Annotated in this window: 22 protein-coding genes and 2 pseudogenes; 15 read left to right on the top strand and 9 right to left on the bottom strand. The window is 58.5% G+C overall.

Annotation, left to right across the window (positions count from 1 at the left end; genetic code table 11):
• Positions 1 to 19 precede the first annotated feature (19 nt).
• The 5 genes from LPU83_RS70075 to LPU83_RS70055 all read left to right on the top strand — a co-directional run bounded on the left by LPU83_RS70075 (position 20) and on the right by LPU83_RS70055 (position 5351).
• On the top strand, positions 20 to 1210 hold the full coding sequence (locus LPU83_RS70075) for a helix-turn-helix domain-containing protein (RefSeq protein ID WP_024316774.1): 1191 nt from the start codon (positions 20 to 22) through the stop codon (positions 1208 to 1210).
• A 313-nt stretch (positions 1211 to 1523) separates the two neighbouring features.
• Complete coding sequence (locus LPU83_RS70070) at positions 1524 to 1745, top strand: hypothetical protein (RefSeq protein ID WP_024316773.1); 222 nt, start codon at positions 1524 to 1526, stop codon at positions 1743 to 1745.
• A gap of 354 nt (positions 1746 to 2099) precedes the next feature.
• Positions 2100 to 2477, top strand: a complete 378-nt coding sequence (locus LPU83_RS70065; RefSeq protein WP_024316772.1) for a VOC family protein — start codon at positions 2100 to 2102, stop codon at positions 2475 to 2477.
• Positions 2478 to 2526: 49 nt separating this feature from the next.
• Positions 2527 to 4074, top strand: coding sequence for a DHA2 family efflux MFS transporter permease subunit (locus LPU83_RS70060; RefSeq protein WP_024316771.1), 1548 nt, complete (start codon positions 2527 to 2529; stop codon positions 4072 to 4074).
• A gap of 254 nt (positions 4075 to 4328) precedes the next feature.
• Positions 4329 to 5351 carry an LLM class flavin-dependent oxidoreductase gene (locus tag LPU83_RS70055; RefSeq protein ID WP_024316770.1) on the top strand — a complete coding sequence of 341 codons (1023 nt, stop codon included), beginning with the start codon at positions 4329 to 4331 and terminating at the stop codon, positions 5349 to 5351.
• A gap of 90 nt (positions 5352 to 5441) precedes the next feature.
• Here LPU83_RS70055 and LPU83_RS70050 read toward each other — a convergent pair whose 3' ends face one another.
• The 4 genes from LPU83_RS70050 to LPU83_RS70035 form a co-directional block, all read right to left on the bottom strand.
• Entirely contained in the window at positions 5442 to 6029 is a 588-nt protein-coding gene (locus LPU83_RS70050; RefSeq protein ID WP_024316769.1) for an IMPACT family protein, read from the bottom strand.
• Positions 6030 to 6145: 116 nt separating this feature from the next.
• Positions 6146 to 6463, bottom strand: coding sequence for a plastocyanin/azurin family copper-binding protein (locus LPU83_RS70045; RefSeq protein ID WP_024316768.1), 318 nt, complete (start codon positions 6461 to 6463; stop codon positions 6146 to 6148).
• Positions 6464 to 6474: 11 nt separating this feature from the next.
• Positions 6475 to 6999: a DUF4142 domain-containing protein gene (locus LPU83_RS70040; protein ID WP_024316767.1), complete on the bottom strand. Its 525-nt coding sequence runs from the start codon at positions 6997 to 6999 to the stop codon at positions 6475 to 6477.
• 89 nt (positions 7000 to 7088) lie between these two features.
• On the bottom strand, positions 7089 to 7781 hold the full coding sequence (locus tag LPU83_RS70035; protein ID WP_024316766.1) for an RNA polymerase sigma factor: 693 nt from the start codon (positions 7779 to 7781) through the stop codon (positions 7089 to 7091).
• A 251-nt stretch (positions 7782 to 8032) separates the two neighbouring features.
• Between LPU83_RS70035 and gabD the strand changes: the two genes are divergently transcribed.
• From gabD to LPU83_RS70015, 4 genes are all read left to right on the top strand, one after another.
• A complete protein-coding gene (gene gabD / locus LPU83_RS70030) occupies positions 8033 to 9487 on the top strand; it encodes an NADP-dependent succinate-semialdehyde dehydrogenase (RefSeq protein ID WP_024316765.1) in 1455 nt (484 codons plus the stop codon).
• A gap of 403 nt (positions 9488 to 9890) precedes the next feature.
• Positions 9891 to 11840, top strand: a complete 1950-nt coding sequence (locus LPU83_RS70025; protein ID WP_024316764.1) for a PrkA family serine protein kinase — start codon at positions 9891 to 9893, stop codon at positions 11838 to 11840.
• A 25-nt stretch (positions 11841 to 11865) separates the two neighbouring features.
• Entirely contained in the window at positions 11866 to 13182 is a 1317-nt protein-coding gene (locus tag LPU83_RS70020; protein ID WP_024316763.1) for a YeaH/YhbH family protein, read from the top strand.
• Positions 13183 to 13193: 11 nt separating this feature from the next.
• Positions 13194 to 14735 (top strand): SpoVR family protein, encoded by a 1542-nt coding sequence (locus LPU83_RS70015; RefSeq protein WP_024316762.1) that lies wholly within the window; start codon positions 13194 to 13196, stop codon positions 14733 to 14735.
• A 66-nt stretch (positions 14736 to 14801) separates the two neighbouring features.
• Here the strand turns inward: LPU83_RS70015 and LPU83_RS70010 are convergent, their stop codons facing one another.
• The gene (locus LPU83_RS70010; RefSeq protein WP_024316761.1) at positions 14802 to 16079 is read right to left on the bottom strand and encodes a DUF3422 family protein; all 1278 of its coding nucleotides are present in this window, start codon (positions 16077 to 16079) and stop codon (positions 14802 to 14804) included.
• Between the two features lie 654 nt (positions 16080 to 16733).
• On the opposite strand from LPU83_RS70010, the gene LPU83_RS70005 reads away from it, so the two are divergent.
• On the top strand, positions 16734 to 17081 hold the full coding sequence (locus LPU83_RS70005; protein WP_024316760.1) for a hypothetical protein: 348 nt from the start codon (positions 16734 to 16736) through the stop codon (positions 17079 to 17081).
• Positions 17082 to 17725: 644 nt separating this feature from the next.
• Positions 17726 to 18526: an adenylate/guanylate cyclase domain-containing protein gene (locus LPU83_RS70000; protein WP_225040198.1), complete on the top strand. Its 801-nt coding sequence runs from the start codon at positions 17726 to 17728 to the stop codon at positions 18524 to 18526.
• 290 nt (positions 18527 to 18816) lie between these two features.
• Here LPU83_RS70000 and LPU83_RS69995 read toward each other — a convergent pair.
• Positions 18817 to 19300: pseudogene (locus tag LPU83_RS69995) on the bottom strand (cupin domain-containing protein).
• A gap of 426 nt (positions 19301 to 19726) precedes the next feature.
• Here LPU83_RS69995 and LPU83_RS69990 point away from each other — a divergent pair.
• Positions 19727 to 20359 carry a hypothetical protein gene (locus tag LPU83_RS69990; RefSeq protein ID WP_024316758.1) on the top strand — a complete coding sequence of 211 codons (633 nt, stop codon included), beginning with the start codon at positions 19727 to 19729 and terminating at the stop codon, positions 20357 to 20359.
• 83 nt (positions 20360 to 20442) lie between these two features.
• Here the strand turns inward: LPU83_RS69990 and LPU83_RS69985 are convergent, their stop codons facing one another.
• The gene (locus tag LPU83_RS69985) at positions 20443 to 20880 is read right to left on the bottom strand and encodes a hypothetical protein (protein WP_024316757.1); all 438 of its coding nucleotides are present in this window, start codon (positions 20878 to 20880) and stop codon (positions 20443 to 20445) included.
• 434 nt (positions 20881 to 21314) lie between these two features.
• Here LPU83_RS69985 and LPU83_RS69980 point away from each other — a divergent pair.
• The 3 genes and pseudogenes from LPU83_RS69980 to LPU83_RS69970 all read left to right on the top strand — a co-directional run bounded on the left by LPU83_RS69980 (position 21315) and on the right by LPU83_RS69970 (position 23666).
• Positions 21315 to 22094 (top strand): annotated as a pseudogene (locus tag LPU83_RS69980) (ABC transporter ATP-binding protein).
• A gap of 770 nt (positions 22095 to 22864) precedes the next feature.
• Positions 22865 to 23044 carry a hypothetical protein gene (locus tag LPU83_RS69975; RefSeq protein WP_024316756.1) on the top strand — a complete coding sequence of 60 codons (180 nt, stop codon included), beginning with the start codon at positions 22865 to 22867 and terminating at the stop codon, positions 23042 to 23044.
• Between the two features lie 343 nt (positions 23045 to 23387).
• Entirely contained in the window at positions 23388 to 23666 is a 279-nt protein-coding gene (locus tag LPU83_RS69970; RefSeq protein WP_024316755.1) for an HU family DNA-binding protein, read from the top strand.
• A 220-nt stretch (positions 23667 to 23886) separates the two neighbouring features.
• Here the strand turns inward: LPU83_RS69970 and LPU83_RS75530 are convergent, their stop codons facing one another.
• Positions 23887 to 24078, bottom strand: a complete 192-nt coding sequence (locus LPU83_RS75530) for a hypothetical protein (RefSeq protein WP_082321390.1) — start codon at positions 24076 to 24078, stop codon at positions 23887 to 23889.
• Between the two features lie 352 nt (positions 24079 to 24430).
• Positions 24431 to 26101, bottom strand: coding sequence for a response regulator (locus tag LPU83_RS69960; protein ID WP_024316754.1), 1671 nt, complete (start codon positions 26099 to 26101; stop codon positions 24431 to 24433).
• Positions 26102 to 26110 lie beyond the last annotated feature (9 nt).

Raw genomic sequence — 26110 nt, 5'->3', positions numbered from 1 at the left:
CGCGCTTGCCTGATGGATGATGGAGACCGAATTGCAAGACGACGAACGATCTCGCCCCTTTCCAGCCCAACCCGATGACGGGGCACGCGACGATAGCAAGGCTGCGCAGAGCGAACGCCGCCGCTTTCCTCGCGAGACGAAATCGACGGCGGAGCAACCGGCACCTTCGCCAGCATTGCAACCGTTGCGGTTTTCCACGCGCGACCTCGATCCGGCACAGCAATTTGCCGCCTGGCAGTCTTACGTCGCGCCGCTTGTCGACGTCCGGCGCCCGGATAATTCTCCCCCAGATGCGGGTTTTGGAGCCGATCACGCAGCCTGGAATCTCGGCGGCATGCTCATTATTCAACAAAGCACCCCCGCCCATAGCTATATGCGTTCGGAAGCGAAGGTCAGGTCAAGCCCCATCGATCACTGGCATATCTCGGTCCTGCGCAACGGCCGAACATGGACGGAGGTCGGCGGGCACGTCTCCGAGGGCGAGCCTGGGAAAGTCGAATTGCGGAGTTTGGGACATCCCTTTCGCGGTCGATCGACGGACGCCCAGACGCTATCCCTTTATCTTCCCCGCGAGCTGCTTCATCCCGCCTCAACCGAGATCAGAAACAACATCGCCCTTTCCGGAACGCGTGCCAAACTGCTAATCGACTATCTGGACGGCGTCGAGGCACAGCTGGCGCAGCTGGCAGAAGCGGATCTTGCGCACGTGGTCCAGACCATCCGCGACATGATCCTGACCAGTGTTTCATCGTCACCAGCATATTTCTCGTCCGCAGAGCCACACAACAGCTTGCCCCTTAAGGATCGCGTCTACCGCTTCGTCCAGCACAATTTGATGTCGCCCGACCTGACAACCGACCGTTTGTGCCGGGAATTGGGCGTCTCCCGCACCCGCCTCTACCAGGCTTTCGAGCCGGACGGCGGCGTGCATCACTACATTCAGCGCCGCCGACTTCTGGCTGCACACGCCGCATTGAGCGATACGGCCAACCGGCAACAAATCGTTGATATCGCCTTTGCGGCCGGTTTTTCCTCTGCCGCACATTTCAGCCGTGCCTTCAGCAAGGAATTCGGCTACAGCCCGCGCGAGGCGAGAAACGTGGCCGTGCCGTCTTATCTCGGGCACCCCGTCGAGCCGGCGTCCGAGGCAGAGAGCGCTCAATCCTTCGACAAGTGGCTGAGAACGCTCGGGCACACCCGCCGCGCCTGATCGCTGCCAATCCTGTCGCGATAAAGCGTTGGTCGCCAGGACGCCGAAGGGCGACAATCCCCTCCCCGTCTGTCGACTCTGATCGGCCGCGTCACGCCCGGGATCCGTGTGCCAAAATCAATCACGCGCGAAAGCGGCTGGACACTACCAGAGGCCGCAGAAATGGACGCTGCTGCAAGTTTCTGGATGCGCAGCTAACGACAGGTGCCCCGTAAGCCCTTAATAAAGAAGCATAATCGCAATGCAGTCAATCAGACGGAACGCATGGCAAATGCGCTTCCTTCATAAATAAAGCAACTTTCAGGGGCATATCATGGAACCGACCAATCCTACGATCCAGATCAGCAATCCTCGATATCCTGCGAATGATCCATACCGCGTTGTCGAGCGCGAGGAAGTCCTTGCTCAGGCCTTTCGAGCTTTCGTCCAGCGAGCCGTTGCTGCGGGTTGGAAGGAATCGGAGGTCGCTCTGACTTTGGCCGACATCGCTGACGACTATGTAATGGCTCTCGCTCGAAGGGTTAAGGCAAACTAGTACCGAGTACCGTCCGCGCGTCGCAGCTGGGGCGAACGCGGACATGCCAGCATCCCTTCAACCGGCCCGGGGCCCACCGCTTCCAGATAACGCGAAGCGGTGGGCCTCGGTCGTTGAGCGGGCGTAAACCGCGACGGCTTGTCGAACTCCTCCCGCTTTGCGCCGGAGAAGGCAGCGATGTTTTCAGGCCAGTTAGCGATCCGGACCCGAGGCCATCTCGGCTGCCGCGGCCAACATGGTCGGCGCCAGAATCGACAATCGAGAGCTGTCATTTGCTTTACAGATACGACGCTGTACAGTCCTGAGGAGCTGATTGGCCGCCGCTCCAAGCTGCCGCCTTTAGAAGGAGGAATGATGTTTCATCATGTTTCTATCGGCGTGTCCGATCTTAACCGTGCGCGCCAGTTCTACGACGCTGCACTTGAACCTTTGGGCTATATGAGGCTTTCCACGAGTGACAAGTGGCTGGGCTACGGCGCGGAACAACCACAGCTTTGGATAAAACTCGCCGAACGCCCGGTCGTGGCCGATATGGAGTCGGGACTGCACTTCTGTTTTGTTGCCGACAGCGAGGAAAGTGTCAGGGGCTTTCATGCAAAAGCTACCGTCAGTGGCGGGACGGATAACGGCGAACCGGGAATACGTCCCGAGTACGGATCCTTCTATTACGCAGCGTTCGTCATCGATCCGGATGGCTACCGTCTGGAAGCCTTTTTCCATCGCCCTGAATGACGGCCCATGGCGCGGGCCGCTTGAATGACACTGATCGCAAGGTAACCGCATGTCGCCACACCTTGAGCCCGCCCGTCCTCACGCACCTTCAGCAGTGATTTGGGTAGGCTTCATTGCGATGTGCGTCGGCATGTTCATGGCGATCCTGGACGTCCAGGTCGTCGCGACATCTCTTCCGACCATCCAGCAAGCCATCAACATCGACCCCGACCAGATGAGCTGGATCCAGACCGTCTACCTCATCGCGGAGGTGGTCGCCATACCATTGACCGGCTTGCTGACGCGCGTCTTGACGATGCGGTGGCTCTTCGTCGCTTCAATAGGCTTGTTTGTTGTTGCTTCGGCTGGTTGTGCGGCGAGCAGTGACTTCAGCGAACTGATTGCTTGGCGCGTCGTCCAGGGCTTCTCCGGCGGGACGCTGATCCCGGCAGTGTTTTCAGCTGTCTTCATCCTCTTTCCAAATGAGCGGCAGGCGATCGCAACGACAATTGCGGGCGTGCTGGCTGTCTTGGCACCGACGGTTGGGCCGATCATCGGCGGCTGGCTGACGGCGACTTATTCCTGGCACTGGCTGTTCCTCATCAATATTGCTCCTGGTATCGTCTCGGCGCTCGTGGCGTGGCGGTTTCTGCCGCTGCAAAAAGGCGATACTTCCGAACTCCGGCATCTCGATGGTGCTTCGCTCGTCATGATGGCGCTGGCGTTGACGAGCCTCGAATTGGGACTGAAGGAGGCGCCCACAAGCGGCTGGATCTCGCCATATGTTCTCAGCCTGCTGGCAGTCAGCCTCGTATCGGGAGCCGCATTCGCAAGCCGGTCGCTGGGCAGAATGCGCCCGATTGTCGAACTGCGTCATTTTCGCGATCGAAATTTCCTCGTCGGTTCAGCCCTCAGTTTCGTGCTCGGGATCGGCCTCTTCGGCTCCGTCTATCTCATGCCGGTTTTCCTTGCCTTCATCAGAGGACACAATGCACTGGAAATCGGGACCACGATGCTGGTCACAGGTATCACGCAGTTGATCACCGCACCGATCGCAGTTGCGCTGGAGAAGCGAACGGATCCGCGCCTGCTCTCGGCATTGGGGTTTGCGCTATTTGCGATCGGCCTGGCGATGAGCGCATTCCAGGATCCCCGGTCCGATTACGACGCCATGTTCTGGCCCCAGGTCGTGCGCGGTGCAGCGATCATGTTTTGCCTTCTCCCGCCCACGCGCTTGGCGCTCGGAACCCTGCCAGCGGCGCAGGTCCCTGATGCAAGCGGGCTCTTCAACCTGATGCGCAACCTTGGCGGAGCAATCGGCATCGCATTGATCGATACGATCATCTATACGAGGTCGGAGCCCCTCGCGCAGACATTATGGGATCGGTTGCGTGCCGGCGACACAGCTGCCGCAGCGTTCGTCGGGGCGCCAGCCGGCACGATTGCGGGCAGTGCAGGCGGCGGCTTCAGCCCCGACACAATCGCAGCGCTAGATCCGCTGGTGCAAACGGCAGCAAGCGTCCAAGCGATCAACGAGGCGTGGCTCATCGTTGCCATCCTGACAGGCTGCGCACTGCTCTTCTTGCCATTCGCAAGACCGGTCGCTCCACCGCAATAAGAGCGGCAAGGCCTTTTCCGGGCCGCATTCCTCACTGGTTCGGCGGTTCTCGGGCCATGGGGACGACGTCTTCGGGCCTTCGGCTGCCTGACGTCTCGATTTTCTGCGACCTTGATGAGGAAGGTGTTCATCCGATACGCCGGCGGCAAAGTGTGAACAGAGCGTTCAATCGCCTTTTCATCGCAGATGCCGCTTCCCATGTTATGCCCATCATAATCCCACGGCAGATCCCTGATATCCAACGGGCAAAAATCATGAAGAAAATCGGCTTTCTCTCCTTCGGCCACTGGACGCCCTCTCCCCAATCGCAAACCCGCTCGGCGGGCGACGCGCTGCTCCAATCCATCGACCTTGCCGTTGCAGCGGAAGAGCTTGGTGCCGACGGCGCTTATTTCCGCGTCCACCATTTCGCTCGCCAGCTTGCCTCCCCGTTTCCGTTGCTGGCGGCAGTCGGCGCCAAGACGAAGACCATAGAAATCGGCACCGCGGTCATCGACATGCGCTACGAGAACCCTCTCTATATGGCTGAGGACGCCGGAGCCGCCGATCTCATCACGGGTGGTCGCCTGCAACTTGGCATAAGCCGCGGCTCCCCCGAACAGGTCATCGATGGCTGGCGCTATTTCGGCTACCAGCCACAGGAAGGCTCAAGCGATGCCGATATGGGCCGTGGCCATGCCGAAGTGTTCCTGGAAGCACTGAACGGCGAAGGCTTTGCAAAACCCAACCCGCGTCCGATGTTTCCGAACCCGCCTGGCCTGCTGCGCCTTGAACCTTATTCGGACGGATTGCGCGAGCGCATCTGGTGGGGTGCTGGGTCCAACACAACCGCCATCTGGGCGGCCAGGCTCGGCATGAACCTGCAGAGTTCGACGTTGAAGGATGACGAAACGGGCGAACCCTTTCACGTCCAGCAGGCCGCACAAATCCGCGCTTATAGAAATGCCTGGAAGGAAGCCGGTCACAGCCGCACACCGCGCGTGTCGGTCAGCCGCAGCATTTTCGCGCTCGTCGACGATCGCGACCGCGCCTATTTCGGTCGCGGCGGCAAGGAGCAGGATTCAATCGGCTATATCGATGAGAACACCAAGGCCATCTTTGGTCGGTCCTACGCAGCCGAACCGGACGCGCTGGTCAAACAGCTCGCCGAGGACGAAGCCATCGCCGAAGCCGATACCCTGCTGCTCACCGTCCCCAATCAGCTTGGCGTCGAATACAACGCCCATGTAATCGAGGCGATCTTAAAGCATGTGGCGCCGCCCCTTGGCTGGCGCTAACTGAGGAGTTAAACCATCACATCAACATCGGCATCGTAAATGGGCCCATGACTGTCACAAATCGCCCAAAGGCGGAGGCTCTCGCGAGCGCTATTGCTTCAGTACCAGCACGCTTCGTCCGCTTGTGGTGTCGGCAATCAGCCGGGCGATCTCCTCAGATCTTGCTTGCGGAAAGCTTGCCGTGATCTCGGCACCGGCGCCAGAGAATGTCTCGCTGAGGATGTGCATCCCCTCGAAGGCGGCCAGCCTTGCCTTGAGGATCGCAAGGTCGCAAAAGGCCGCGCGGATCGTTCCTTCCAACGTTGGAACAAGCTCGATGAGCTCGCCAGCCCGCAAGCAGGCGGCGGCCGTTCCACCATAGGCGCGGATTAAACCGCCGGTACCGAGAAGAACGCCACCAAACCAGCGTGTGACGATAACGATGACCTTATCGAGCGACTGGCCGTCAATCGCCTGCAATATCGGCTTTCCTGCGGTTCCGCCCGGCTCGCCGTCGTCGCTGAACCGGTAGGTCTGACCGATGCGCCAGGCCCAACAATTATGGTTGGCGTCGCCATGACAGTGCGCGGCAAGCGCCTCCTTGGCTTCGAGCTCACTGGCGATCGGCATGCCGATCGCCAGAAACCGGCTTCTTTTCACGACTTGCTCGAGGGATATCGGACGTGACAGCGAATACATGACAGCGGTATAGGCCAGCGCGGCCGCCGAGCGAAGATGTCCGACAAAGATTTCATCCGGCAACGGACGGATATGGGGATGGAGATGTCTGCCAGGCACAGCGATGCCGATCCGCACTATTGGGCCGGTATCGAAATCCGGCCTCTCATGTTCGGATGGAACCGACAATAATAGTCGACCGGCGTGGTTGCCTTCAGCACCAGACGTCCCGATTTGCCTGGAGGAATGACCACCTCCCAGTCCCCCTTCACGGTCGCCGTATGGGCAAGGATGTCCTTGTTGATCCATTCGATCGTATCGCCCGGCCTTGCGCTAATCTCGGCGGGCGAAAACATCATCTTTTCGATTGTTACCGTGACGGTTTCCGCCCGCACCGGAACGACACCAATGGTCAACGCAGATACCGCAACGATCCACAGATGCCGTCCCAGCATGCCGATATCTCCTATTTGAGCTCGGCAGCGACGTGTTCGGCGTGCTGCTGGTGGCCTTGGAAGATTTTCAGACCGGTTTCGAGCAGTTCCTTGAGTTCGGCATTGCTCGCCGACGGGATCAACAGCGTCTCGAGAGCGCCGTTGACCTGCTTGTGGTAGGCCACCTCGTTGGCGACATAGGCCTTGTCGAAGCTCGCGCCGTTGAGCGCGGTCAGTTTGGCTCGCTCGTCGGTCGCAGCTTTCGTCAGCGTCTTGCTCGTGTCATTGTCCTGTGGCGTAACCTTGAGCTTCTTGACCAATGCGAGAGCCTGCGTATTCACCGCCTCATGGTCTCGCACCATGTCCTGAGCGAAGGCGACAACCGCCTTGTTTTTGGATTTCGAGATCGCAAGTTTTGCTGCCTCTACGTCGATGACGCCGGCCGTATAGGCGATATGAGCGATCTGCGCGTCCGTCGGCTTGTCTGCGGCCCATGCCGACGGCACAATTCCAAGCAGGCAAATCGCGGTCAGGGTGGCAATCTGTCGAGTATGCATAGGAACCTCCTTCGCCCGAACCGGCAAGGCTGGGCGTTATTTTCTGGAACGCAGATTGGATGCCAGTCCGACCGTTAGGTTCCCGCGGTTTAATCGGGAAAACCGAGACGGCTCATCACCGCGCTCGTCAGGCGCTCGCAACGGCGGCCGGCAAAGGGAAATGCGGAAAGGAGCACGGGACCGATCTGCTGGTCGAGGCGCTCGCGCACCAGACGCCTGGCGCGATGCAATCGGGTCTTGACGGTTTGCGCCCGTATGCCAAGTAGCGCCGCCGTCTCCTCGACACTCAACCCCTCGATGACCCTGGCGACAAAGACCGTTCGGTAGATATCGGGCAGAGCATCTGTTGCCTGCTCGACCAGTTGCAAGATTTGCCGTTGCGCCATGGTCCGCTCCGGATCGCCGGTGTTGTCGACAGGGAATTGGACGATCGTCGCTCCACCGAGCTGGTTGGTGGCATTCGCCACGCCCGCGCTCCGCCGCTTTTTGCGCAGACGCCCGAGGGCTTCGTTGATCACGATGCGCGATAGCCAGGTCGCAAGCGACGCGTCTCCGCGGAAGCGATTAAGATGGGCAAATCCCAGCACATAAGCTTCCTGAACAACGTCCTCCGCTTCGCTGTCGTTGCGAATGATGCTTCTTGCGAGGCGATAGAGCCTCTGATTGTGGGCCTTCATGATTGCGCGAAACGCATGGCGATCGCGGGCGACCGCGCGCCGTGCCAGCTCGACATCGGCGAGCGTATCGAGTGCTTCGGCCCGATCGGTTCGAATGTGCGACATCTTCATCTCCTTAGCATGACTTTAGATGGAGCTGGATGGCAAAGGTTCCCGAAACTCATGCGCCCGCGCCGGGAGCGGCAAGACGCGTTGCGGTGACACATGGCAGCCTGATCGATCTGGCGCGTTGCCCGCGCCCGTTTTTAGGTGAACGCGTTTGACACAGCGCAAAAGGATGCCGACATTGCGTCAATGGCTTTACCGACGCGGCCGCAAGAATGGACCCGACACGGTTTCTGGATGGGATGGACTCTATGAATCTCAAGGACCACACACTCTTTCGTCAGGCAGCCCTGATTGGCGACAGATGGATCGAGGCTGATCCGTCGAACGCGATCGAAGTCAACAATCCGGCGAACAGCGAAATCATCGGCCGCGTGCCGAAGCTTGGCGCGGCGGAAACAAAAGCCGCGATCGAGGCGGCACGCGTCGCGCAAAAGGGGTGGGCGGCCCGCACCGCCAAGGAACGCTCCGGCATTCTGCGCAATTGGTTCGAGCTGATGATTGCAAACAAGGAAGACCTCGGTCGCATCCTGACGCTCGAGCAGGGCAAGCCGCTTTCCGAGGCGATCGGCGAGATCGTCTATGGCGCGAGCTTTATCGAATGGTTCGCCGAGGAGGCTCGCCGCGTCTATGGCGACCTGGTCCCTGGCCACCAGCCCGACAAGCGCATCATGGTGATGAAGCAGCCAATCGGTGTGGTGGCCGCAATCACCCCCTGGAACTTCCCGAACGCCATGATCACCCGCAAGGCGGGGCCCGCCTTTGCTGCCGGTTGCGCCATGGTGCTGAAGCCGGCCAGCCAGACACCCTTCTCGGCCATTGCAATTGCAGTGCTCGCCGAGCGGGCGGGGCTTCCGGCCGGGTTGTTTTCTGTCATCACCGGCTCGGCACGTGAAATCGGCGCCGAGATGACCGCCAATCCGACTGTCCGCAAGTTGACCTTCACCGGTTCGACCGAGGTCGGCGCCGAGCTCTACAAGCAGAGCGCTGCGACGATCAAGAAGCTCGGGCTGGAACTCGGCGGCAATGCGCCCTTCATCGTTTTCGACGACGCTGATCTCGATGCCGCCGTCGAGGGGGCGTTGATCGCCAAGTTCCGCAACAACGGCCAGACCTGCGTGTGCGCCAACCGCCTCTATGTGCAGGATGGCGTCTACGACGCCTTTGCCGAGAAGCTTGCAGTGGCGGTCGGCAAGTTGAAGACTGGCAATGGCTTCGACGAGGGGGTCATTCTCGGGCCACTGATCGATCAGCCAGCACTGGAAAAGGTCGAGGAGCACGTTGCCGATGCGCTCGCCAAGGGCGCGAGCGTCGTGCGGGGCGGACAGCGCCATGCGCTCGGCGGCACCTTCTACGAGGCGACGGTGCTCGCCAATGTCACGAAAGAGATGGTCGTTGCACGTGAGGAGACCTTCGGACCGGTGGCGCCGCTCTTTCGCTTCAAGGACGAGGCCGACGTCATTGCGCAGGCAAACGATACCGAGTTCGGCCTGGCCTCCTACTTCTATGCCAAGGACCTCGCCCGCGTTTTCCGGGTGGCCGAGGCGCTGGAATACGGCATGGTTGGCGTCAACACCGGATTGATCTCGACGCCAGAGGCACCGTTCGGCGGCGTCAAGCTCTCCGGCCTGGGCCGTGAGGGTTCAAAATACGGGATCGAAGAATTTATCGAGATCAAATACGTGTGCCTTGGCGGTATCGGTTGAATGCCTGGCACTGGCGCGAGGCCGCAATCCTTACGCTCTTTTGCTATGGACGGCAGGGGGTTTGAGGCTGCCGCCTACCGCAACGTGCCAACCTAAAGTGCGATTTTATTCGCCGACATAGCATTATGTCGACCGAAATGAGGATGTCCATAGCGACAGCGTGATTACCTTAGCCATGGTTATTGCACGTCTTTCGTGCCATATTAGCCATCAGCACTGTTCAACATTTGAGTCGCGATCTGGCGCGAAAATGGAGACGATGAGATGCTACATGGCCTTCCCGAGCCAATTTCGAATTCCCTTAAGTCTTTGAAGGAACGAATACTAGTTTGTGCCGTTTTTTCAGTGAGCGCGCCGACAGGGCGGCAATCCCGTCTTAACCAACCGGCCGCGGGAGAACATCATGCAAAAGGGTGAAAGCGACGTCTTTGATCTTTTCTCGGAGATTTACACAAGCGCCGCGCAAGAAGAACTGAGCCTACAAGAATACCTTCTAGCCTGCCGCGATGACAAAAGCCTTTATGCGACCGCGCAGGAGCGAATGGTCGAGGCGATCGGCGAGCCGACGCTGATTGATACGAGCGCCGATGAGCGGTTGGGCCGGATTTTTGCCAACCGCACAGTCAAGATCTATCCGTCTTTCGCTGATTTCTACGGCATGGAGGATACGATCGAGCGGATTGTCGGCTACTTCAGATACGCCGCGCAAGGGCTCGAGGAACGCAAGCAAATCCTCTATCTCCTTGGGCCTGTCGGGGGCGGCAAATCGTCGCTTGCCGAGCGCCTCAAAAGGCTCATGGAGCTGCGCCCGATCTACACCCTGGCTGTCAATGGCAAAATCAGCCCCGTCTTCGAATCTCCTCTCGGCCTCTTCCATCCGGAACGGATGGCAGGTCTCTTGGAAGACAAGTACGGGATTGCGCAGCGCCGCCTCACGGGTCTGATCTCGCCTTGGGCAACGAAACGGCTCGACGAGATTGGCGGCGATATCTCGAAGTTCAGCGTCGTCAAGCTGACGCCCTCCCGACTGCGGCAGATTGCGATCGCCAAGACTGAGCCTGGCGACGAGAACAACCAGGATGTGTCTGCGCTCGTCGGCAAGGTGGACATCCGTCAGCTCGAACATTTCAGTCAGGCCGATCCGGATGCCTATTCCTACAGCGGCGGACTAAACAGGACGACGCAAGGGCTTCTCGAGTTCGTCGAAATGTTCAAGGCGCCGATCAAGGTATTGCACCCGCTGCTGACCGCCACGCAGGAAGGCAGCTATAATGGCACCGAGAACTTTGGCGCCTTCCCGTTCCAGGGGATCGTCGTCGCTCACTCCAACGAGTCCGAGTGGTTGCAATTCAAGAACAACAAGAACAACGAGGCATTCCTCGACCGTATCCTCGTCGTCAAGGTGCCGTATTGCCTGCGGGTCACCGAGGAGCGGCAGATCTACGAGAAGCTGCTTCGAGAGAGCGAACTGGCAAAGAGCCCATGTGCTCCTGAAGTGCTCGAGAATCTCAGCCGCTTCACGGTTGCAACACGCCTCCACGCACATGAGAACTCACCGCTCTACACGAAGATGCGCGTGTATGACGGCGAGAACCTGAAGGACACCGATCCCAAAGCCAAGTCCGTTCAGGAGTATCGCGATGCGGCCGGCGTTGATGAAGGCATGACCGGTATTAGCACCCGCTTCGCCTTCAAGGTTCTTTCAGAAACCTTCAACTACGACACCAAGGAGGTGGCCGCCGACCCAGTGCACTTGATGTACATCATGGAACAGGCAATCCGACGCGAACAGTTTTCCAAGGAAACCGAGGCGCGCTACCTCGATTTCATCAAATCCGAGCTTGCTGCGCGTTACGCAGAATTCATCGGCCATGAAATCCAGAAGGCCTACCTTGAATCCTATAGCGAGTATGGGCAAAACCTGTTCGATCGCTACATCGCATACGCTGATGCATGGCTGGAAGATCAGGATTTCAAGGACTACGATACCGGCCAAATCCTCAACCGCGATATTCTCGACAGCGAGTTGTCGCAGATCGAGAAGCCTGCTGGCATTGCCAATCCCAAGGACTTCCGCAACGAGGTTGTGAAGTTTACGCTTCGCGCCCGTGCCAAGAACCATGGGCGCAATCCCTCCTGGACGAGCTATGAAAAGCTTCGCGAAGTGATCGAGAAGCGCATGTTCGGCCAGGTCGAAGATCTCCTGCCGGTCATCAGCTTCGGCTCCAAGAAGGACAGCTCGACGGAAAAGCAGCACGCCGAATTTGTCCAGCGCATGACGCAGCGCGGCTACACGGTTCGCCAGGTTCGGCGGCTCGTCGATTGGTACATGAGGGTCAACAAGGCCGGTTGACGATGCCGAACCGAGGGATTGGCAGATGCCGAATTTCATCGACCGCCGGCTCAACCCGAAGGATAAGAGCCTCGGCAACCGGCAACGTTTCCTGAAGCGTGCCCGCGACGAACTCAAGCGGGCAATCAAGGAACAGGTCAAGTCCGATAAGATTGCCGACGTGGATGCTGCCCATGGCGTCCCGATGCCGAAGCGTGGTGCAGGAGAGCCGACCTTTCAGCCTGCCTCCGGCAGCGGTGAGCGCGAGTATATTCTTCCGGGCAACAAGGAATACATGGCCGGTGACAAGCTGTCGCGACCGCAAGGCGGCGGCGGCGGAGGAGGCCGCGGCGCCGGCCGCGGCGAGAGTGAGGATGATTTTCAGTTCATTCTATCCCGGGACGAGGTTCTCGACCTTTTCTTCGAGGACCTTGAGCTGCCTGATATGGTCAAGCTGAACCTGAAGGAAACAGTGACCTACAAGCCGCACCGCGTCGGCTTCAGCACGGCCGGCACGCCCACCAACATCAATGTCGGGCGAACCATGCGCAACAGCTACGGCCGCCGCATCGCCTTGCAGCGGCCGAGCGAAGCGGCGGTGAAAACGCTTGGCGACGAGATCGCCGCCCTGGAGGCCAAGCAGGATCTGTCGGCGTCGGACCGGCGTCGCCTGCAGGCGATGCGCGAGGAACTGGCGCAGTTGGAGCGCAGGCGTCGACGCATTTCCTATGTCGATCCGGTCGACATTCGCTTCAACCGCTTCGAGCGCCAGCCGCTCCCCAATGCCAGCGCCGTGATGTTTTGCTTAATGGACGTATCGGCATCGATGGGCGAGCGTGAAAAGGATCTTGCCAAACGCTTCTTCGTGCTGCTCCACCTGTTTTTGACCCGCCGCTACGAGCGGATCGATATCGTCTTCATCCGCCACACCGACGAAGCGCGTGAGGTCGACGAGGAGACGTTCTTCTACAGCAAGCAGAGTGGTGGCACGGTCGTTTCCACGGCCCTTGAGGAAATGCTTCGTGTGATCGAGGAGCGGTATCCGGCTCATTTGTGGAACATTTACGCCGCTCAGGCATCCGACGGCGACAACATCAGCGGCGACTCTGAACGTTGTGCGGCACTGCTGCGCGATCACCTGATGCGTCTTTGCCAATACTATGCTTATGTGGAGATCATCGACGAGCGCGAAACGGAGATCTTTGGAACGACCGACAACGGCACGTCGCTGTGGCGCGCCTATCGCACAGTCGATGGGGAGGTGCCGAACTTTCAGATGACGCGGATCTCCAGACCGGCAGATATCTATCCAGTTTTCCGCAAGCTCTTTACCCGACAGCCTGCCATGCGCACGCGCAAGTAAGGGATGACCGAATGGCGAGACGCTCGAGTTCAGGCCTGCTATTTGACGGCTCCGACTGGAATTTCGCGACCCTTTCGCGCGCCTACGATGCCATCGAGACCATTGCACTCGACGAGTTGGGCTTGGACGTCTATCCCAACCAGCTGGAGATCATTTCCTCGGAGCAGATGTTGGATGCCTATTCCTCAGTTGGCATGCCGTTGATGTACCAGCACTGGTCTTTTGGCAAGCGCTTCATCTTCGAGGATCACCTGTACCGTAAGGGACAGCGCGGTCTCGCCTATGAACTCGTCATCAATTCCAATCCCTGCATCACCTATCTCATGGAAGAAAACACCATGGCGATGCAGACGCTCGTGACCGCGCATGCGGCGTTCGGCCACAATCATTTTTTCAAGAACAACTATCTGTTCCGCCAATGGACCGACGCCGGTGCCATTTTGAGCTACATGGACTTCGCCAAGAAATACATTGCCAAGTGCGAGGAACGGCATGGAGTGAGCGCCGTTGAGGCGATCCTCGATTCCGCCCACGCCTTGATGGACCAAGGTGTCTTTCGCTATCGTCGCCCGCCGCGCCTTTCCTCCGAAAAAGTCAGGGAGCGCGCCCGCGAGCGACTGGAATACGAAGAGCAAACCTACAGCGATTTGTGGCGCACGCTACCCCTGGCAGCCGAAAATCGCAATCCGGAGGATGCCGAACGCGACGCATCGGAACGCAAGAAGGTTCTCAACCTTCCAGAGGAGAACCTGCTCTACTTTCTCGAAAAGCACAGCCTCATCCTCGACCCCTGGCAACGGGAACTTCTTCGGATCGTGCGCGTCATTGCGCAGTATTTCTATCCGCAGCGCCAAACCAAGGTGATGAACGAGGGCTGTGCGACCTTCGTGCATTACACGATCATCAACCGGCTGTTCGATCAAGGCAGGATTAGCGAGGGGGCGATGCTGGAATTGCTGAAAAGCCATTCCAATGTGGTGTTTCAGCCGGCCTTCGATGACCCCCGCTTTCCCGGCATAAACCCCTATGCCTTGGGGTTCGCGATGATGCAGGATATCGAGCGCATCTGCATGAAACCGACGGCGGAGGATCGCGACTGGTTTCCCTCGTTTGCCGGCAATGGCGATTGGCGCGGAACCTTGCTTGACGCCTGGGCGAACCACCGGGACGAATCCTTCATGCTGCAATATCTAAGCCCGGCAATGATCCGCAAGTTCCGATTGTTTCTGCTCTCGGATCGCGCCACCGACAGCTATTGTGAAGTGGCCTCAATCCACAACGAACGTGGCTATTCCACGATCCGCTCAGCCCTTGCCCGCAGCTACGATGTCGGTGCCCGACAGCCTGATATCCAAGTGATCGACGTCGACCTACTTGGCGACCGACAGCTTCGTCTGCAACATAATGTGAAGAACGGCATCCTTCTGGAAGAAAGTACCCGTGATGAGACGCTCGGCCACGTTCGCCACCTCTGGGGCTACGACGTCAGCCTGAGTGGCGTCGATGCTGCAACCGGCAGCGTTCTCTACGAGTGCTCGACAGATGAGATCTGACGCGCGACGTTGGTCGTGGCCGGCGCAGGTACCTGATCGGATTGCCGCTTTGCACGGCTCAAAACGTCAATGCTTGTCCTCTTCGGCATGTCGTCGCCGGATGCTGCGCACGACGAGCCACATGCCAGCAACGACGATCGGAACCGAAAGGCCGGTCAACGTCTCGGGAGAGACCTCGAAGCCGACATTGTGGGCACCTTTTGCCACATAGCCGAAGAGCCCGACGACATAATAGGAGATTGCCGCCACCGACAGGCCCTCGACCGTCTGCTGCAGACGTAGCTGCAACTGGGCCCGACGATCCATCGAATTCAGCACCGTGGTATTGATACGCTCGAGTTCAACGTCGATCCAGCTTCGCAACAGGGCTGTGGCCCGGGCCAGCTTGCGCGAAAGGTTTGCCTGACGCTCCTCGACCGACTGGCAGGTTCGCATGGCCGGAGCCAGTCGCCGCTCCAGGAAAGAGCCAAGCGTCTCGCTTCCGGGCATCGCAGTTTCTGCAAGCGCGCGAATGCGTTCCTGAACGATGTCATAATAGGCGCGGCTGGCTCCGAACCGATAGAGGCTGAGCGCCGCGTTCGCCTCGAGTTCGGCCGCCAGACGTGTTATCTCCGACAGCATCTGATCCGCCTCCTCGCGAGCGTGAAGCTTCATTCGCTGCGTAATTGCGGTCAGGCCGGACTCGATCTGGCGGATTTCAGGCGAGAGCGATTGAGCAAGCGGCAGGCCCATCATTGCAAGCGTGCGATATGTCTCGATGTCGAGAAGACGCTGGACCAACGCACCCCGCGCGCTGTCCGACATACCGCGATCGATGACCAGAAATTTCGTCAACCCGTCGCCGTCCTGACGGAAATCGGTAAGGATCGTCGCCTGGCCGTTTCTCAGTTCGCTTCGGCACAGGCTGGTCGGATCGAAGACGAATATCTCCTGCGCGGTCTCGGGCGTGTCAGGCCGGATTTCCAGGCGAATCCCTGATATGAAGGGACCTGGCGGCGAAAAGCTGTCACCGAAGGGGTGAACGGCGATCGGCACACCAAACCTGTCTGGAGCCGGGCAATCCCAAAAGTAGGTTGAAAACTCGGTGTGACGTTCCCAGCGCAGCGTACCCTGGCCCCAGCTTATCGCATGATGACTGGTTTCGCGGGCGGGCGGAGCAACGCCGCTGGAACGGGAAAGATCGGCAAGCATCTCGTGGTCGTTGTCACCCGCGCTTTCCGTCAAAAAGGCCAGCTGGAATATGACACGTGGCGCCTGAACGAGAGCATAGGGTCGCGCATGAATTTCCCCCAAGGCACGTAGTCGAAGATCCGCAGGCGGAAAGCCAAAGCTTCCTTGCGTCATGCGTGCATTCCTTTCGGTGGCGGGTTTTCCGGTTATCGATCCCGATGCTGTGAGAGGGCTGGGTTTGGCAGGAAACTGAACATGCTGGATTGGTCGCTTCCTTTCGGCGGCAACCCATTCTAACACCCCTTGCCAACCCGCAAGGAGATTTCGGATATCCATGATGATGTCCCCACATCGGCCCCTCAGCCGACTGCATGCAAGCATCTCGTCATATGCCTGTCCAGCGCGATCCGTTCGCGCGACTGTTTGCCACAGGTCAGCCGAACCATGGCGCAAGCAACGCCTGCTTGGTGAGATGTAGCAAACGAGGATCGCCCGGAAGTCGTTGACGTTCGTGCCGTCGGTCCAGGCTTGAAGATATCCGAAAGAGTGCATTGAAGGCCGTCCAGGCATCGTTTCGATGCAGGGGTTCTGCGCCACCCAGTCGCGCGATGGTCTGCCCATCTGCTTGGATCACTGTCTTGCAGAGCCCGCCGAACCGGATTCAGTTTCGTCGTCGAATTTCGTATCGTGCGTGCCAGCGACAGCGTTGATTGGCGGAAAGTGTTGATTGCTCATGTTGATTAGGATTCGCTTAGAGTGGTACCCTGAGGCGATTCCAGGGGCGAATGCTCAATCAGATTTCAAAGATACAGCGTGCGACGGATTGCCATGAATGAAGACTACCCCAGCAGCACTACCTCTTGTGATGCAAGCGACCGGCATGCTCTTCAAGACGATCGGATGTTCGACGACAATATTCTTACCGGGCGCGGACGAACAGATGGGCAAACTTCTGGGCCAACGGCATTTACCGATTTTTCTTTTATCAAAAATGCGCTGAAGACGCTGTCTCGCGAGATCAGCATGGTGCGAGACAGGAAAGCGGAGTTGGAAATCGCGGCACTCCTAATTGCTCTGGTAAAGCAAGGCGTTCATGACGAAGAGCAACTCATAATCCTTGCGCGTGAGAGGTGGCTAGAAGCCGCGCAACGCGCTTCGGGTGAGACAGCGCGCTGACAAGGCGTCGGCGAAGATCGGAGGGGTTACGAAAGCACCGTGGAAACCGCCCTGGCGATCACTGCCCTTGCTGAGCAAAATCTAACGGCGCCGCCTCACCATCTCGTTGACATCGCCCCTCACAGGCGCTTTGAAGCTTAAAAAAACGCCCGCGGAGTCGGATCTGGGGCTCGCCTTCTCGACGCAAAACTATCGTCGAGCGGTTTATGGCAAGACGGCCGCGGTCTTGAACACTGTCCTCGATCTCAGGGTTCGCAAGGAATTCCCAAATGTGCGAGATGCAGAAACTGGTTGACTGGATCATCGGCAAAGGCTTGTCCTCCGACAGTATCGACGAGATCTTGGAGGGCGTCGCGCAAGCTCTGCTCCGACTGGGATACCCCCTAATCCGAGCCTCAATCGCCATGCCATCTATCGACCCCCTGCAGCGAGGTTTCTCGGTCACATGGTCGCGATCATCAAGCATTTCGGTGGAGATTCAAGGCCATGGCGACGCAGGGGAGGAAATGTTTCGGCGATCGCCGATTTCACACCTCCTGTCGAATAATCTTCTATACGGGCGATGGAAGCTACCTTCGCAAGCAAGCTCCCAACCCATTCCGCTACTGCAAGAACTCGCTCACGATGGAGCAACCGACTATGTGATGAAGCTCATCGCCTTTCCTGAAGGAACTGCCCTCGGTGGTGTCGGATTCTCCTTGGCAGGTGACGGCCCGACCGGCTTCTCGGAGGGACAAATCGCCGATCTGGACAGGTTTTTGCCCGCCCTTGCGCTTGCCTGCTACCGGATTGCAGCACTGCGCGTCGCCACGGATATGCTCGCTGTGTATACCGGCAGCCGTACGAGTGGCCGGATACTCAACGGACAGACGCAGCGTGGCGACGGAACGGCTATCTACGCCGCTATCCTGCTCGCCGACCTCAAGGATTTCACTTCGCTCAACGAACGATATGCGCCCGATCGTATCGTGACATGGTTAAACGAGCATTTCGAGGTCATAGGACAGCCGGTGGAGCAGGCCGGAGGAGAGATTCTGAAGTTCATGGGCGACAGCCTTCTCGCCATTTTTCCGGCGCAGATTGATAATCCGGCCGATGGATGCGAACGAGCACTTTCGGCAGCCAGGATGGCGATGGACGCCAACGACACGCTCAACTGGAAACGCGTCGACGCTGGGGAGCCAGCGATCCCGATCGATATCGTCCTCCATGTCGGCGAAGTGTTTTACGGAAATGTCGGTTGCACTCGACGCTTGGACTTCACAGCGATCGGGAAGGCCGTCAACGAAGCAGCTCGCATGGAGAAGCTGTGCGACAACGTCGGTCGTAATCTACTGGCATCCGCGATGTTTGTATCGCGCGTTCAGGCTGATTTCGAAAAGGTCGGCAGCTTTGCGTTGAAAGGCGTTGCGAAGCCTGCCGAAGTCTATGGATTGCAAAGGTGAACTCCGCCTCGCTTCGCGACCACGCGCTTGCAGGTTTGCTCCTGATCGAGCCCGATACGTGTATCACTCCTGAAGTGACATCTCAGGTCATTTCGAGGCTCGACTTTGCTCCCCTCCGTATGCAAGGGCAACTTCGTAAAAACGAACAGTGCGTCTTGATGGTCTGGATCTGTCACGAGGACGCCAGATTTAGGTCCTTTGTCCAAGCACGCCCGCGTGGTGGGCGAGCCCACAGCCCGCGAAATCGCAAACACCGGAATAAGTGATACGAGCTGCTGGTGCCTCGATGATCAGCGAAAGGCTCCGCCAGCCAATCCGAGAACTACAGTCATATCGTTGATTATGCCAAAACGCGCCTCGATCGCTGCAATTTTCTCAGGTGTGTCGGCATAGGTGGCTTCAATGTCGATAAACAACTGCTCGCACCCACCTGGTGTGACGGTACCAAACATCTGGCCGGGTTGGTTACTGACATTCCGCCAAGTGTGTCGAACATATGGTGGCAGCACGACGACTGTTCCTGGAGGTGCGTCGAATTCCTCGTCACCCCCATTGGAACCGATAGAAGCCACGGATTACCCGAAACGCCTCGGTCTCTCTGGTATGCGTGTGAGGAGCTGGACCATGCCCCGGTGGAGTGAAGGTCTCCCACATCCCGAAAGCGCCTCCAGGGTCGGCGGCGGTCGCATGGATGACGATCTTCGCACCAAAAGGCGTTTTAGCGATGCGTTCCCTGCCAGGCAAAGAGACGACTGCCTTTTGAAATGTCGACATGGGCCCCTCCTCGTCGGTTGCATCATAAATAACATATCGCTGCCTGGTCGTTAAACACTGCATGAGGCGTATCGCCGCGTAGCTGACCAGACCCGAAGATCATCGCCGTGGAAACCTCGTGCTCTCCCCGCTGCAACCGCTGCCAGGATCCCAGGGGTCCGCCTTATGATCAATTTCACGACCGAGCGCTGGCAGCGGCATCGGTAAGATGCCCGAAGCGCTGCTCCCCAGGCTCACAATAATTGGTCCGCCGCAACACAATCGTGATGGAACAATTCCCGATCGAATGGAATTGAAACACTTTGTGCGACTGCGCTGAAACGAAAGGCTGTGGAAAGTCAACTTGCGACACCATGCCTTATGCGCAGATCGGGTTTCGGATGCCCGCCGCTGTGGTATTGCCCGATCTTACTCGGGAGAGATTCGATGGCCATAATCGATATTCTGACGTCCGTGGCTTTCGCTGCAACCGTGACCGCGTCCATTTCACCGTCTGAGACCAACGCCCCGGTCTTCCGCCCGCTCGGCGTTGCGCAGGATGCCTTGCCGTCAGTGCTCGGGTGCAAACCGATCCATGGCGACCAGCCGGATGCGACAGGCCAATACTCGTGCAACAATCTACCTGGCGGAAATGACCTCTTTGACCAATATGTGCTCGCCTATGTCCGCGGGATGGGAATCTGCAACGTCGTGGCAATCTCCCACTACATCGACGACGATCAGCGCGGCACCACGACACGACAGGTCTACAAGGAAGCGACATCTCTGCTCGCTTCCCAGTTCGGGCCGGCGGACGAGAAGGTCGACCATGTCGCCACGTCCAAGTTCGGAAAGGACGGAATGTTCAGGCAGGCGGTCATTGCACAAGAGCGGCAGGTGTTCGAGCAATGGGACAGCCTGAGTACAAAGTTCCAGAATGCCCAGTCGGCCAGCGTCACCATTTCCGGAAGTGAGGACTGGGGACTGGCGGTCTACAGCATTTTCCGCTTTGCCCACAACGATGTGTGCCTGAGCAATCTCGAGCACCAAACCGGATTGTCTGGCGAAGACGGCGAATGATCGCCGCTAGCTGATGATCGCAGGCAAGAGGCCGCCGTTCGCCCGAGCGGCGGCTGGAAGACGGGAGCGGCAATCAGCTCCAGTCAAGATGTGAACAGTGCCCGCAGGCGAGCGAATAAACCTGGTCGATCCATACCAAGAATACCGCGTACATAGTGGGCAGCTGTCGCGGCGCTGACCGTCGCGCCGAAATGGCAGTAGCAAAGAACGTTATGCAGTTCGCCATCGGTGAGACCGAAGAACCTCTTGCCCTGGCCATAGGTATCATCCTCTAGCCCGGCGGCTCGCAGGATCGGATCCTCGAAGGCGACCGAGATCGGCGAGTTATCGCTACGCAGGAGCGATAGGACTGACGTCGGCTGATGTTCGGTCTGGTAGAGGGTTGCCAGTCGTCGATGCGGACTCATCTCGAGGAGCTCCACCCAGCGCTCGAGACGCTCGCTTCGCGACATGATGCGGTGCGGATATGCCTGGTCGATATCCGCAATATTTTGCAGTTGCTCCAATGTCTGATGTTTCATGGTGGGCTCCATTCGGCTGAAATCTGCGCAGCCCCATTTACGCGTACGCCCTGCATAAATGAGCTAGGGGACGACGAAGCCCAATCAAGATCACGGTGAAAGGATTTATGCGGGCGAAAAGCAAGTTGAACGACAGCCTGCACTCGCATCGCCCTCACCAGCTTGGCGCAAAATGCGGGCTGCTTGCTGCCCCGGCTCAACTCGCAGCTCTCATGACTGCGTCAGCTCAACAAAACCAGACCGCCGTCAGCCTTGCGCAGTCTTGATTTTCAAACGCCGTTTGCCAAACGCGAAGGAGTGCCAAGCCTCTCTCGGAGATCGTCGAAGACGGCAATCGGTCCAAGGCAGCAAGTTCCGAAATATTTTTGCGCTCGGAGAGCAAAGTTTCGCAGGAGCGTACAAAACCGCAATTGCCATCCCTAAAGAGACGGCGCATGTCGACACCCTTTCTGACAATGTCACAGATTGCCTTTCAAGCCGAAGGCAGGAGCACCCTTTCGGGAATCGACCTGACATTGAACAGCGGACGCGTCTGTGGCCTGGTTGGGTAGAACGGCAGCGGCAAGAGTACGCTTCTGAAGATCATGGCCCGACAGATCGCCCCGACCTCGGGCGCCGTCGATCTGAAAGGTGAGGCTCTTGCGCGCTGGGGCGGCAGAGCCTTTGCCCGGCAGGTCGCCTACATGCCGCAATTTACACCTGCAACCGATAGTATGACGGTGCGCGAACTGGTGGCGCTCGGCCGCTTTCCCTGGCATGGCGCGCTTGGCCGGTTCACCAGCGCCGATCAAAAACTGGTCGACGAAGCCATAGAGCGCACCGACCTCCTGCGTTTTGCAGACAGCTCGCTCGCCAATATGTCCGGTGGCGAGCGGCAGCGCACATGGATTGCAATGATGCTAGCCCAGAACGCGCAGTGCCTGCTTCTCGATGAACCAACCTCGGCGCTCGACCTCTTGCACCAGGACGGCGTCCTGACACTGCTGCGCGAACTCAGCCATGAGCGGCGGCTGACGATCGTCGTCGTCCTGCACGATATCAATCTGGCCGCCCGCTACTGCGATGAGATCGTCGCTTTGAAGAATGGCCGTATCTCGGCACACGGCAGGCCGACCGAAATCGTAAGGTCCGACGTGCTGAAATCGGTCTTCGATTTGGAGATGGGCGTCTTTCCGCATCCAGTCAGCAGCGACCCCATCAGCTACATCCTTTAGGGAGAGGTGTCATCATGACCGGGTGACGAGGCCCGCAACCCTTGACAAATGGTCTGTAGGAGAGATTACCGGGGGATGCAGTCTTGACCGAACGGATATCATGAGGCTGCGCAGCCAGGAGGGCATTGAGTCGCTAAAGGACATCACGTTTGCCATCCTTGAGATGAGCTGCAACATCAGTATCATCAAGAAAATTAGCGCACTCATCTGCTTCATCCCCAGCCGGTCAAGGGAGCCAGACGAGTTCAAAACGACGCACGGGCGCATCCGACCGTAGGTAATTCGCCTTACCTCCAGCCGGATGCCTGTTGATCCGGGACGGGCTGGGGATCGGTTCCAAGATCAACCCCCGAAAACTGACGAAAGTATGGGCGTGTGGCTATCGCCGCTTTTGTCGATGTTTCGTCCTTTGTTCCTACTACTTAACGTCGAGTCGTCAAAAGATCATATGATCTCTCAACCAAGGGATGAAAATACCCCTCTCGCTGCGCTCGTTTATGGTCCTCTTGCCGCGGCTCCTGGTGGCCGAGCATCGGTGGTCGGGACTTCGCATCAGTGCGAGCCCGAAACGACGTCCCCGCGCCCGCACGGCCGCGAGTTTACTTTCTGCCGGAACGGTTCTGCACTTGCCTGGGAAGAGGAGCGAAAATCCGGGCTTCTTTTGTCGCCAACGCAACGGGATGAAGAAAGCGGCAAAGCGTGCCCCTCCGGGAACATTTGGACGTCGCACAAGTTCACCCGACATCATTCCGGAATTGAGGAGGACGGTCATGAAACCGTCGACATCTGAAGGCGGACGCCAGTCCGCCAGCGCACTCAGAAAGGAAACGCGTAAGGAGGAGCGGAAGGTCGAGGCGAAGAAGGGCTCCCAGCTTTCCAAGGGAGCCGAGAGGGTGGAAGAGCGTTCGCGCTCCAGCGACGGCAAAAGTGCGGGCCAAAAGCAACGTTAAGCGCTGCGTGCACGCCGTTGCCGGCAGCACTTTAACGAGGTGTTGCGATGCCAGAGAAGCGACGACCGGAGGAAGCGAGCTCTACATGCTCTTGCTTGAGCCGACCGTTTGGAGAGACCACGGTCGTGTGTGCGGGCGGACTGCGAAGGCCAGAGCCGATTAGGATCACCGAGACAAGCGCAAGCTGCCGCGCATTTCCAGCACCACAAAAAGACTGCAAACGGCTATCGACCGACGCGAAATTGTGGAAATTCCCACCCAGTGGAGCAGTATAACGCTGCAACAAGGTGACAGAAGCCTGCTGTGGTGCGTAGGGTTCCCACGTTAAGAAGGGGAACTTACTATGACCACCACCAACGAAATTGCGGATAAGATTGCCGGTGAACACAGCCTGACCAAGGCGCAGGGCAAGGCCATTGTCGAGGCCGTTTTTGCAGCGATCACCGGTGCGGCAACTTCCGGTGCCGAAACCTCTATTCCGGGCTTCGGCAAGTTCAAAGTCAAGGACACACCGGAGCGTGAAGCCCGCAACCCGGCAACCGGCGCGACCATAAAGATTGCTCCTGCGAAAAAGGTGACCTTCACGCCCGCCAAAGCGCTGAAGGATGCGCTGAACAAGTAGTCCACCGTAGCGCTGCCAGAATGAGTTAGGAGCGCGACGAAGGACGTAACGACGCGGCTGCCTGCCGAATGTCTCACCAACGAGGATGTCACACTTTCTTCATTAGGCACGCCTAATTCTATGGCTGGAGTCTCCGGCTCCGGTCCCCTGTCGGGATCTTCTAGTTGGCCCGCTTCGGCGGGCCTTTTTTCCGATCGTGACGGCCAATCGAGTGTGTTGGTCAGGCCGCCCCGGCCAGGTCGCCGATGGGCAGAAGTGCCGGATCACGAGGTGGATCATTTTCATTGGGATTTTTTGTATCGGAAGGATCCTCGGCCGGCCTCAGAGGCGGCTTGTCCTTGATTCGATCAGGAACGCCTGGCGCGGACGTCGGGTTTTCTTCGGGAGTGGGAACTGTCGTAGGCGTTGGAATTCTCCTTTGCCCTTCGAAACGATACCCATGTGGGGTGGTTCCAGCAATCGACGGCTGGCTTAGAAAATTGACCCCGCTGGCCTTGCTGGCATCGTTTGTGCTCAGAGATCAGGACAGGGATGGCAAAAACAACGGTCACCATCTTGCAGAAACGCAGCCACAAGCTCAATCCCCTATGAAAAAGCCCGCTTCTGCGGCCCCGTCCGTGCACTATCAGGCCTTCCGCCTCAGCGGCACACACGGCGGATTTCGTTCCACCGGCGCCAATTGGCAAATCAATCGTCGTCCAGGTCGGCCCGCCCGTGTCGCCCCGCTCGTCACGCAAGCCTTCCACACTTTGGAAGTGGAGTACTCATGCCGCCGACGGTCTCAGACCGATTGCTCGATGAATCGCCTGCCGGAGTTGCTCCTGGGTAAATGGTTTCGTCAGCCGCACCAACTCGGCAAGGCCCTGTTCATCGGGAAGCTCTGCATATCCCGATGCAAGCACGACCGGAAGTTGCGGGAATGAAGAAAAAATCATGCGGGCAAGCTCTGCACCGGTCATGCCCGGCATCGAATGATCGGTTATGACGATATCAAAGTGCTGGCCTTGCGCGAGCAATTCCAACGCCTGGGAGGCGGACGTTACATCGACCGCGACGTGGCCGAGATCTTCGATCATCGCCACCGTACCCATGCTCACCAACGGGTCGTCATCGACGACGAGCACGGAAAGATCGCCACCCGCCCGGAGGTCGGCGTCGGCTGCGACTTCCAGGTCGGCCTGTGCCGTTGTGTCCGCGCGGTCAGCAACCGGCAACCAGAGAGATACCGACGTGCCAGTCCCCTGTTTGCTTGTCAATGCGAAGGCACCCCCCGATTGGGCCGTCAGTCCCTGCACCATCGACAGTCCCAATCCGGTCCCTTTGCCAGGGCCTTTGGTCGTGAAGAACGGTTCGGTGGCACGCGCCGCAGTGGTTTCATCCATTCCCGCGCCGTCATCGGACACGCATATGCGTACATACCGTCCAGGACCAATGGACGTTGGCAAACCGACCTGATCGGCGTCGACGACCAGAGTGATTGTGCCTGCATTTGCATCGCGTGCGTTCATAAACAGATTGAGCAAGGCAAGCTCGAGCTGATTGCTGTCCACGAGGAGATTGGGAATGTCTTGTGCGAGATCGAGCTTCACGTCGACGCCCGGCCCGACTGCCTTCTTCAGAAGATCCTCGATGCTATCGAACAACCGCAGAAAATCGACGGTGGTCGGCTTCAGCTCCTGCCGTCGCGCGAATGCCAGCAGTCGCTGCGTCAAGGCGGCGCCGCGCTCGGCTGCCTGAATTGCATTGTTTACCAGTCGCTGTTCGCGAGCGTCTTCTGGCAGCCACTTCTTCAACAGGCCGAGGCTTCCGAGGATCGCCATCAGAAGATTGTTGAAGTCGTGCGCCACCCCCCCGGTAAGCTGCCCAATGGTATCCAGTTTCTGGGCTTCGAACAATTGCGCGAGCGCCTCCTCGCGCTCACGTGTTCTTTGCTCGATACGGTGCTCGAGCTCCTCATTCAACTGACGCAGTTGTGTGGAGGAAGCCTCCAGTTCGGCTGTGCGTTGACGCACTCTGTTCTCGAGGTCTGCATTCAGCCGTTCAAGCTCTCTTGTTTTGCGATAGAGCTCCGTAAAGACGCGAACCTTTGCCCGCAAAACTTCCGGGACGATGGGAACCGACACATAGTCGACTGCGCCGGCTGCGTATCCACGTAGCCGGTCAGGCTCAGCCATCATGACGGCCGATACGAAGATAATGGCAGTACTCTGGTAACGTGGGTGCTCCCGGATCAGGCTGACGAGTTCAAAGCCGTCCTGCTCGGGCATGCAGACATCGACGAGAATTACGGCAATGTCGGTGCGCAGCAGGTGTTCTAACGCCTCCCGCGCGGACTGCGCCTTTATGAGATTTTCGCTGAGGTCTTGGAGGATGACCTCGTAGCTCATAAGCTTCGACGGCTGGTCGTCCACGAGGAGAATGTTGACTGTATCCACGACGATCTC

It is taken from the genome of Rhizobium favelukesii (assembly GCF_000577275.2).
In the GTDB taxonomy this organism is placed as follows: domain Bacteria; phylum Pseudomonadota; class Alphaproteobacteria; order Rhizobiales; family Rhizobiaceae; genus Rhizobium; species Rhizobium favelukesii.
The sequence above is the reverse complement of the archived record's forward strand: the minus strand, read 5'-3'. Positions and strand labels throughout refer to the sequence as shown.

What these genes read in the sequence shown, in the direction of transcription:
- LPU83_RS70075 (WP_024316774.1), top strand. Translation starts at nt 20, where the DNA reads ATGGAGACCGAATTGCAAGACGACGAACGATCTCGCCCCTTTCCAGCC.
- LPU83_RS70070 (WP_024316773.1), top strand. Translation starts at nt 1,524, where the DNA reads ATGGAACCGACCAATCCTACGATCCAGATCAGCAATCCTCGATATCCT.
- LPU83_RS70065 (WP_024316772.1), top strand. Translation starts at nt 2,100, where the DNA reads ATGTTTCATCATGTTTCTATCGGCGTGTCCGATCTTAACCGTGCGCGC.
- LPU83_RS70060 (WP_024316771.1), top strand. Translation starts at nt 2,527, where the DNA reads ATGTCGCCACACCTTGAGCCCGCCCGTCCTCACGCACCTTCAGCAGTG.
- LPU83_RS70055 (WP_024316770.1), top strand. Translation starts at nt 4,329, where the DNA reads ATGAAGAAAATCGGCTTTCTCTCCTTCGGCCACTGGACGCCCTCTCCC.
- LPU83_RS70050 (WP_024316769.1), bottom strand. Translation starts at nt 6,029, where the DNA reads ATGTATTCGCTGTCACGTCCGATATCCCTCGAGCAAGTCGTGAAAAGA.
- LPU83_RS70045 (WP_024316768.1), bottom strand. Translation starts at nt 6,463, where the DNA reads ATGCTGGGACGGCATCTGTGGATCGTTGCGGTATCTGCGTTGACCATT.
- LPU83_RS70040 (WP_024316767.1), bottom strand. Translation starts at nt 6,999, where the DNA reads ATGCATACTCGACAGATTGCCACCCTGACCGCGATTTGCCTGCTTGGA.
- LPU83_RS70035 (WP_024316766.1), bottom strand. Translation starts at nt 7,781, where the DNA reads ATGTCGCACATTCGAACCGATCGGGCCGAAGCACTCGATACGCTCGCC.
- gabD (WP_024316765.1), top strand. Translation starts at nt 8,033, where the DNA reads ATGAATCTCAAGGACCACACACTCTTTCGTCAGGCAGCCCTGATTGGC.
- LPU83_RS70025 (WP_024316764.1), top strand. Translation starts at nt 9,891, where the DNA reads ATGCAAAAGGGTGAAAGCGACGTCTTTGATCTTTTCTCGGAGATTTAC.
- LPU83_RS70020 (WP_024316763.1), top strand. Translation starts at nt 11,866, where the DNA reads ATGCCGAATTTCATCGACCGCCGGCTCAACCCGAAGGATAAGAGCCTC.
- LPU83_RS70015 (WP_024316762.1), top strand. Translation starts at nt 13,194, where the DNA reads ATGGCGAGACGCTCGAGTTCAGGCCTGCTATTTGACGGCTCCGACTGG.
- LPU83_RS70010 (WP_024316761.1), bottom strand. Translation starts at nt 16,079, where the DNA reads ATGACGCAAGGAAGCTTTGGCTTTCCGCCTGCGGATCTTCGACTACGT.
- LPU83_RS70005 (WP_024316760.1), top strand. Translation starts at nt 16,734, where the DNA reads ATGAATGAAGACTACCCCAGCAGCACTACCTCTTGTGATGCAAGCGAC.
- LPU83_RS70000 (WP_225040198.1), top strand. Translation starts at nt 17,726, where the DNA reads ATGAAGCTCATCGCCTTTCCTGAAGGAACTGCCCTCGGTGGTGTCGGA.
- LPU83_RS69990 (WP_024316758.1), top strand. Translation starts at nt 19,727, where the DNA reads ATGGCCATAATCGATATTCTGACGTCCGTGGCTTTCGCTGCAACCGTG.
- LPU83_RS69985 (WP_024316757.1), bottom strand. Translation starts at nt 20,880, where the DNA reads ATGAAACATCAGACATTGGAGCAACTGCAAAATATTGCGGATATCGAC.
- LPU83_RS69975 (WP_024316756.1), top strand. Translation starts at nt 22,865, where the DNA reads ATGAAACCGTCGACATCTGAAGGCGGACGCCAGTCCGCCAGCGCACTC.
- LPU83_RS69970 (WP_024316755.1), top strand. Translation starts at nt 23,388, where the DNA reads ATGACCACCACCAACGAAATTGCGGATAAGATTGCCGGTGAACACAGC.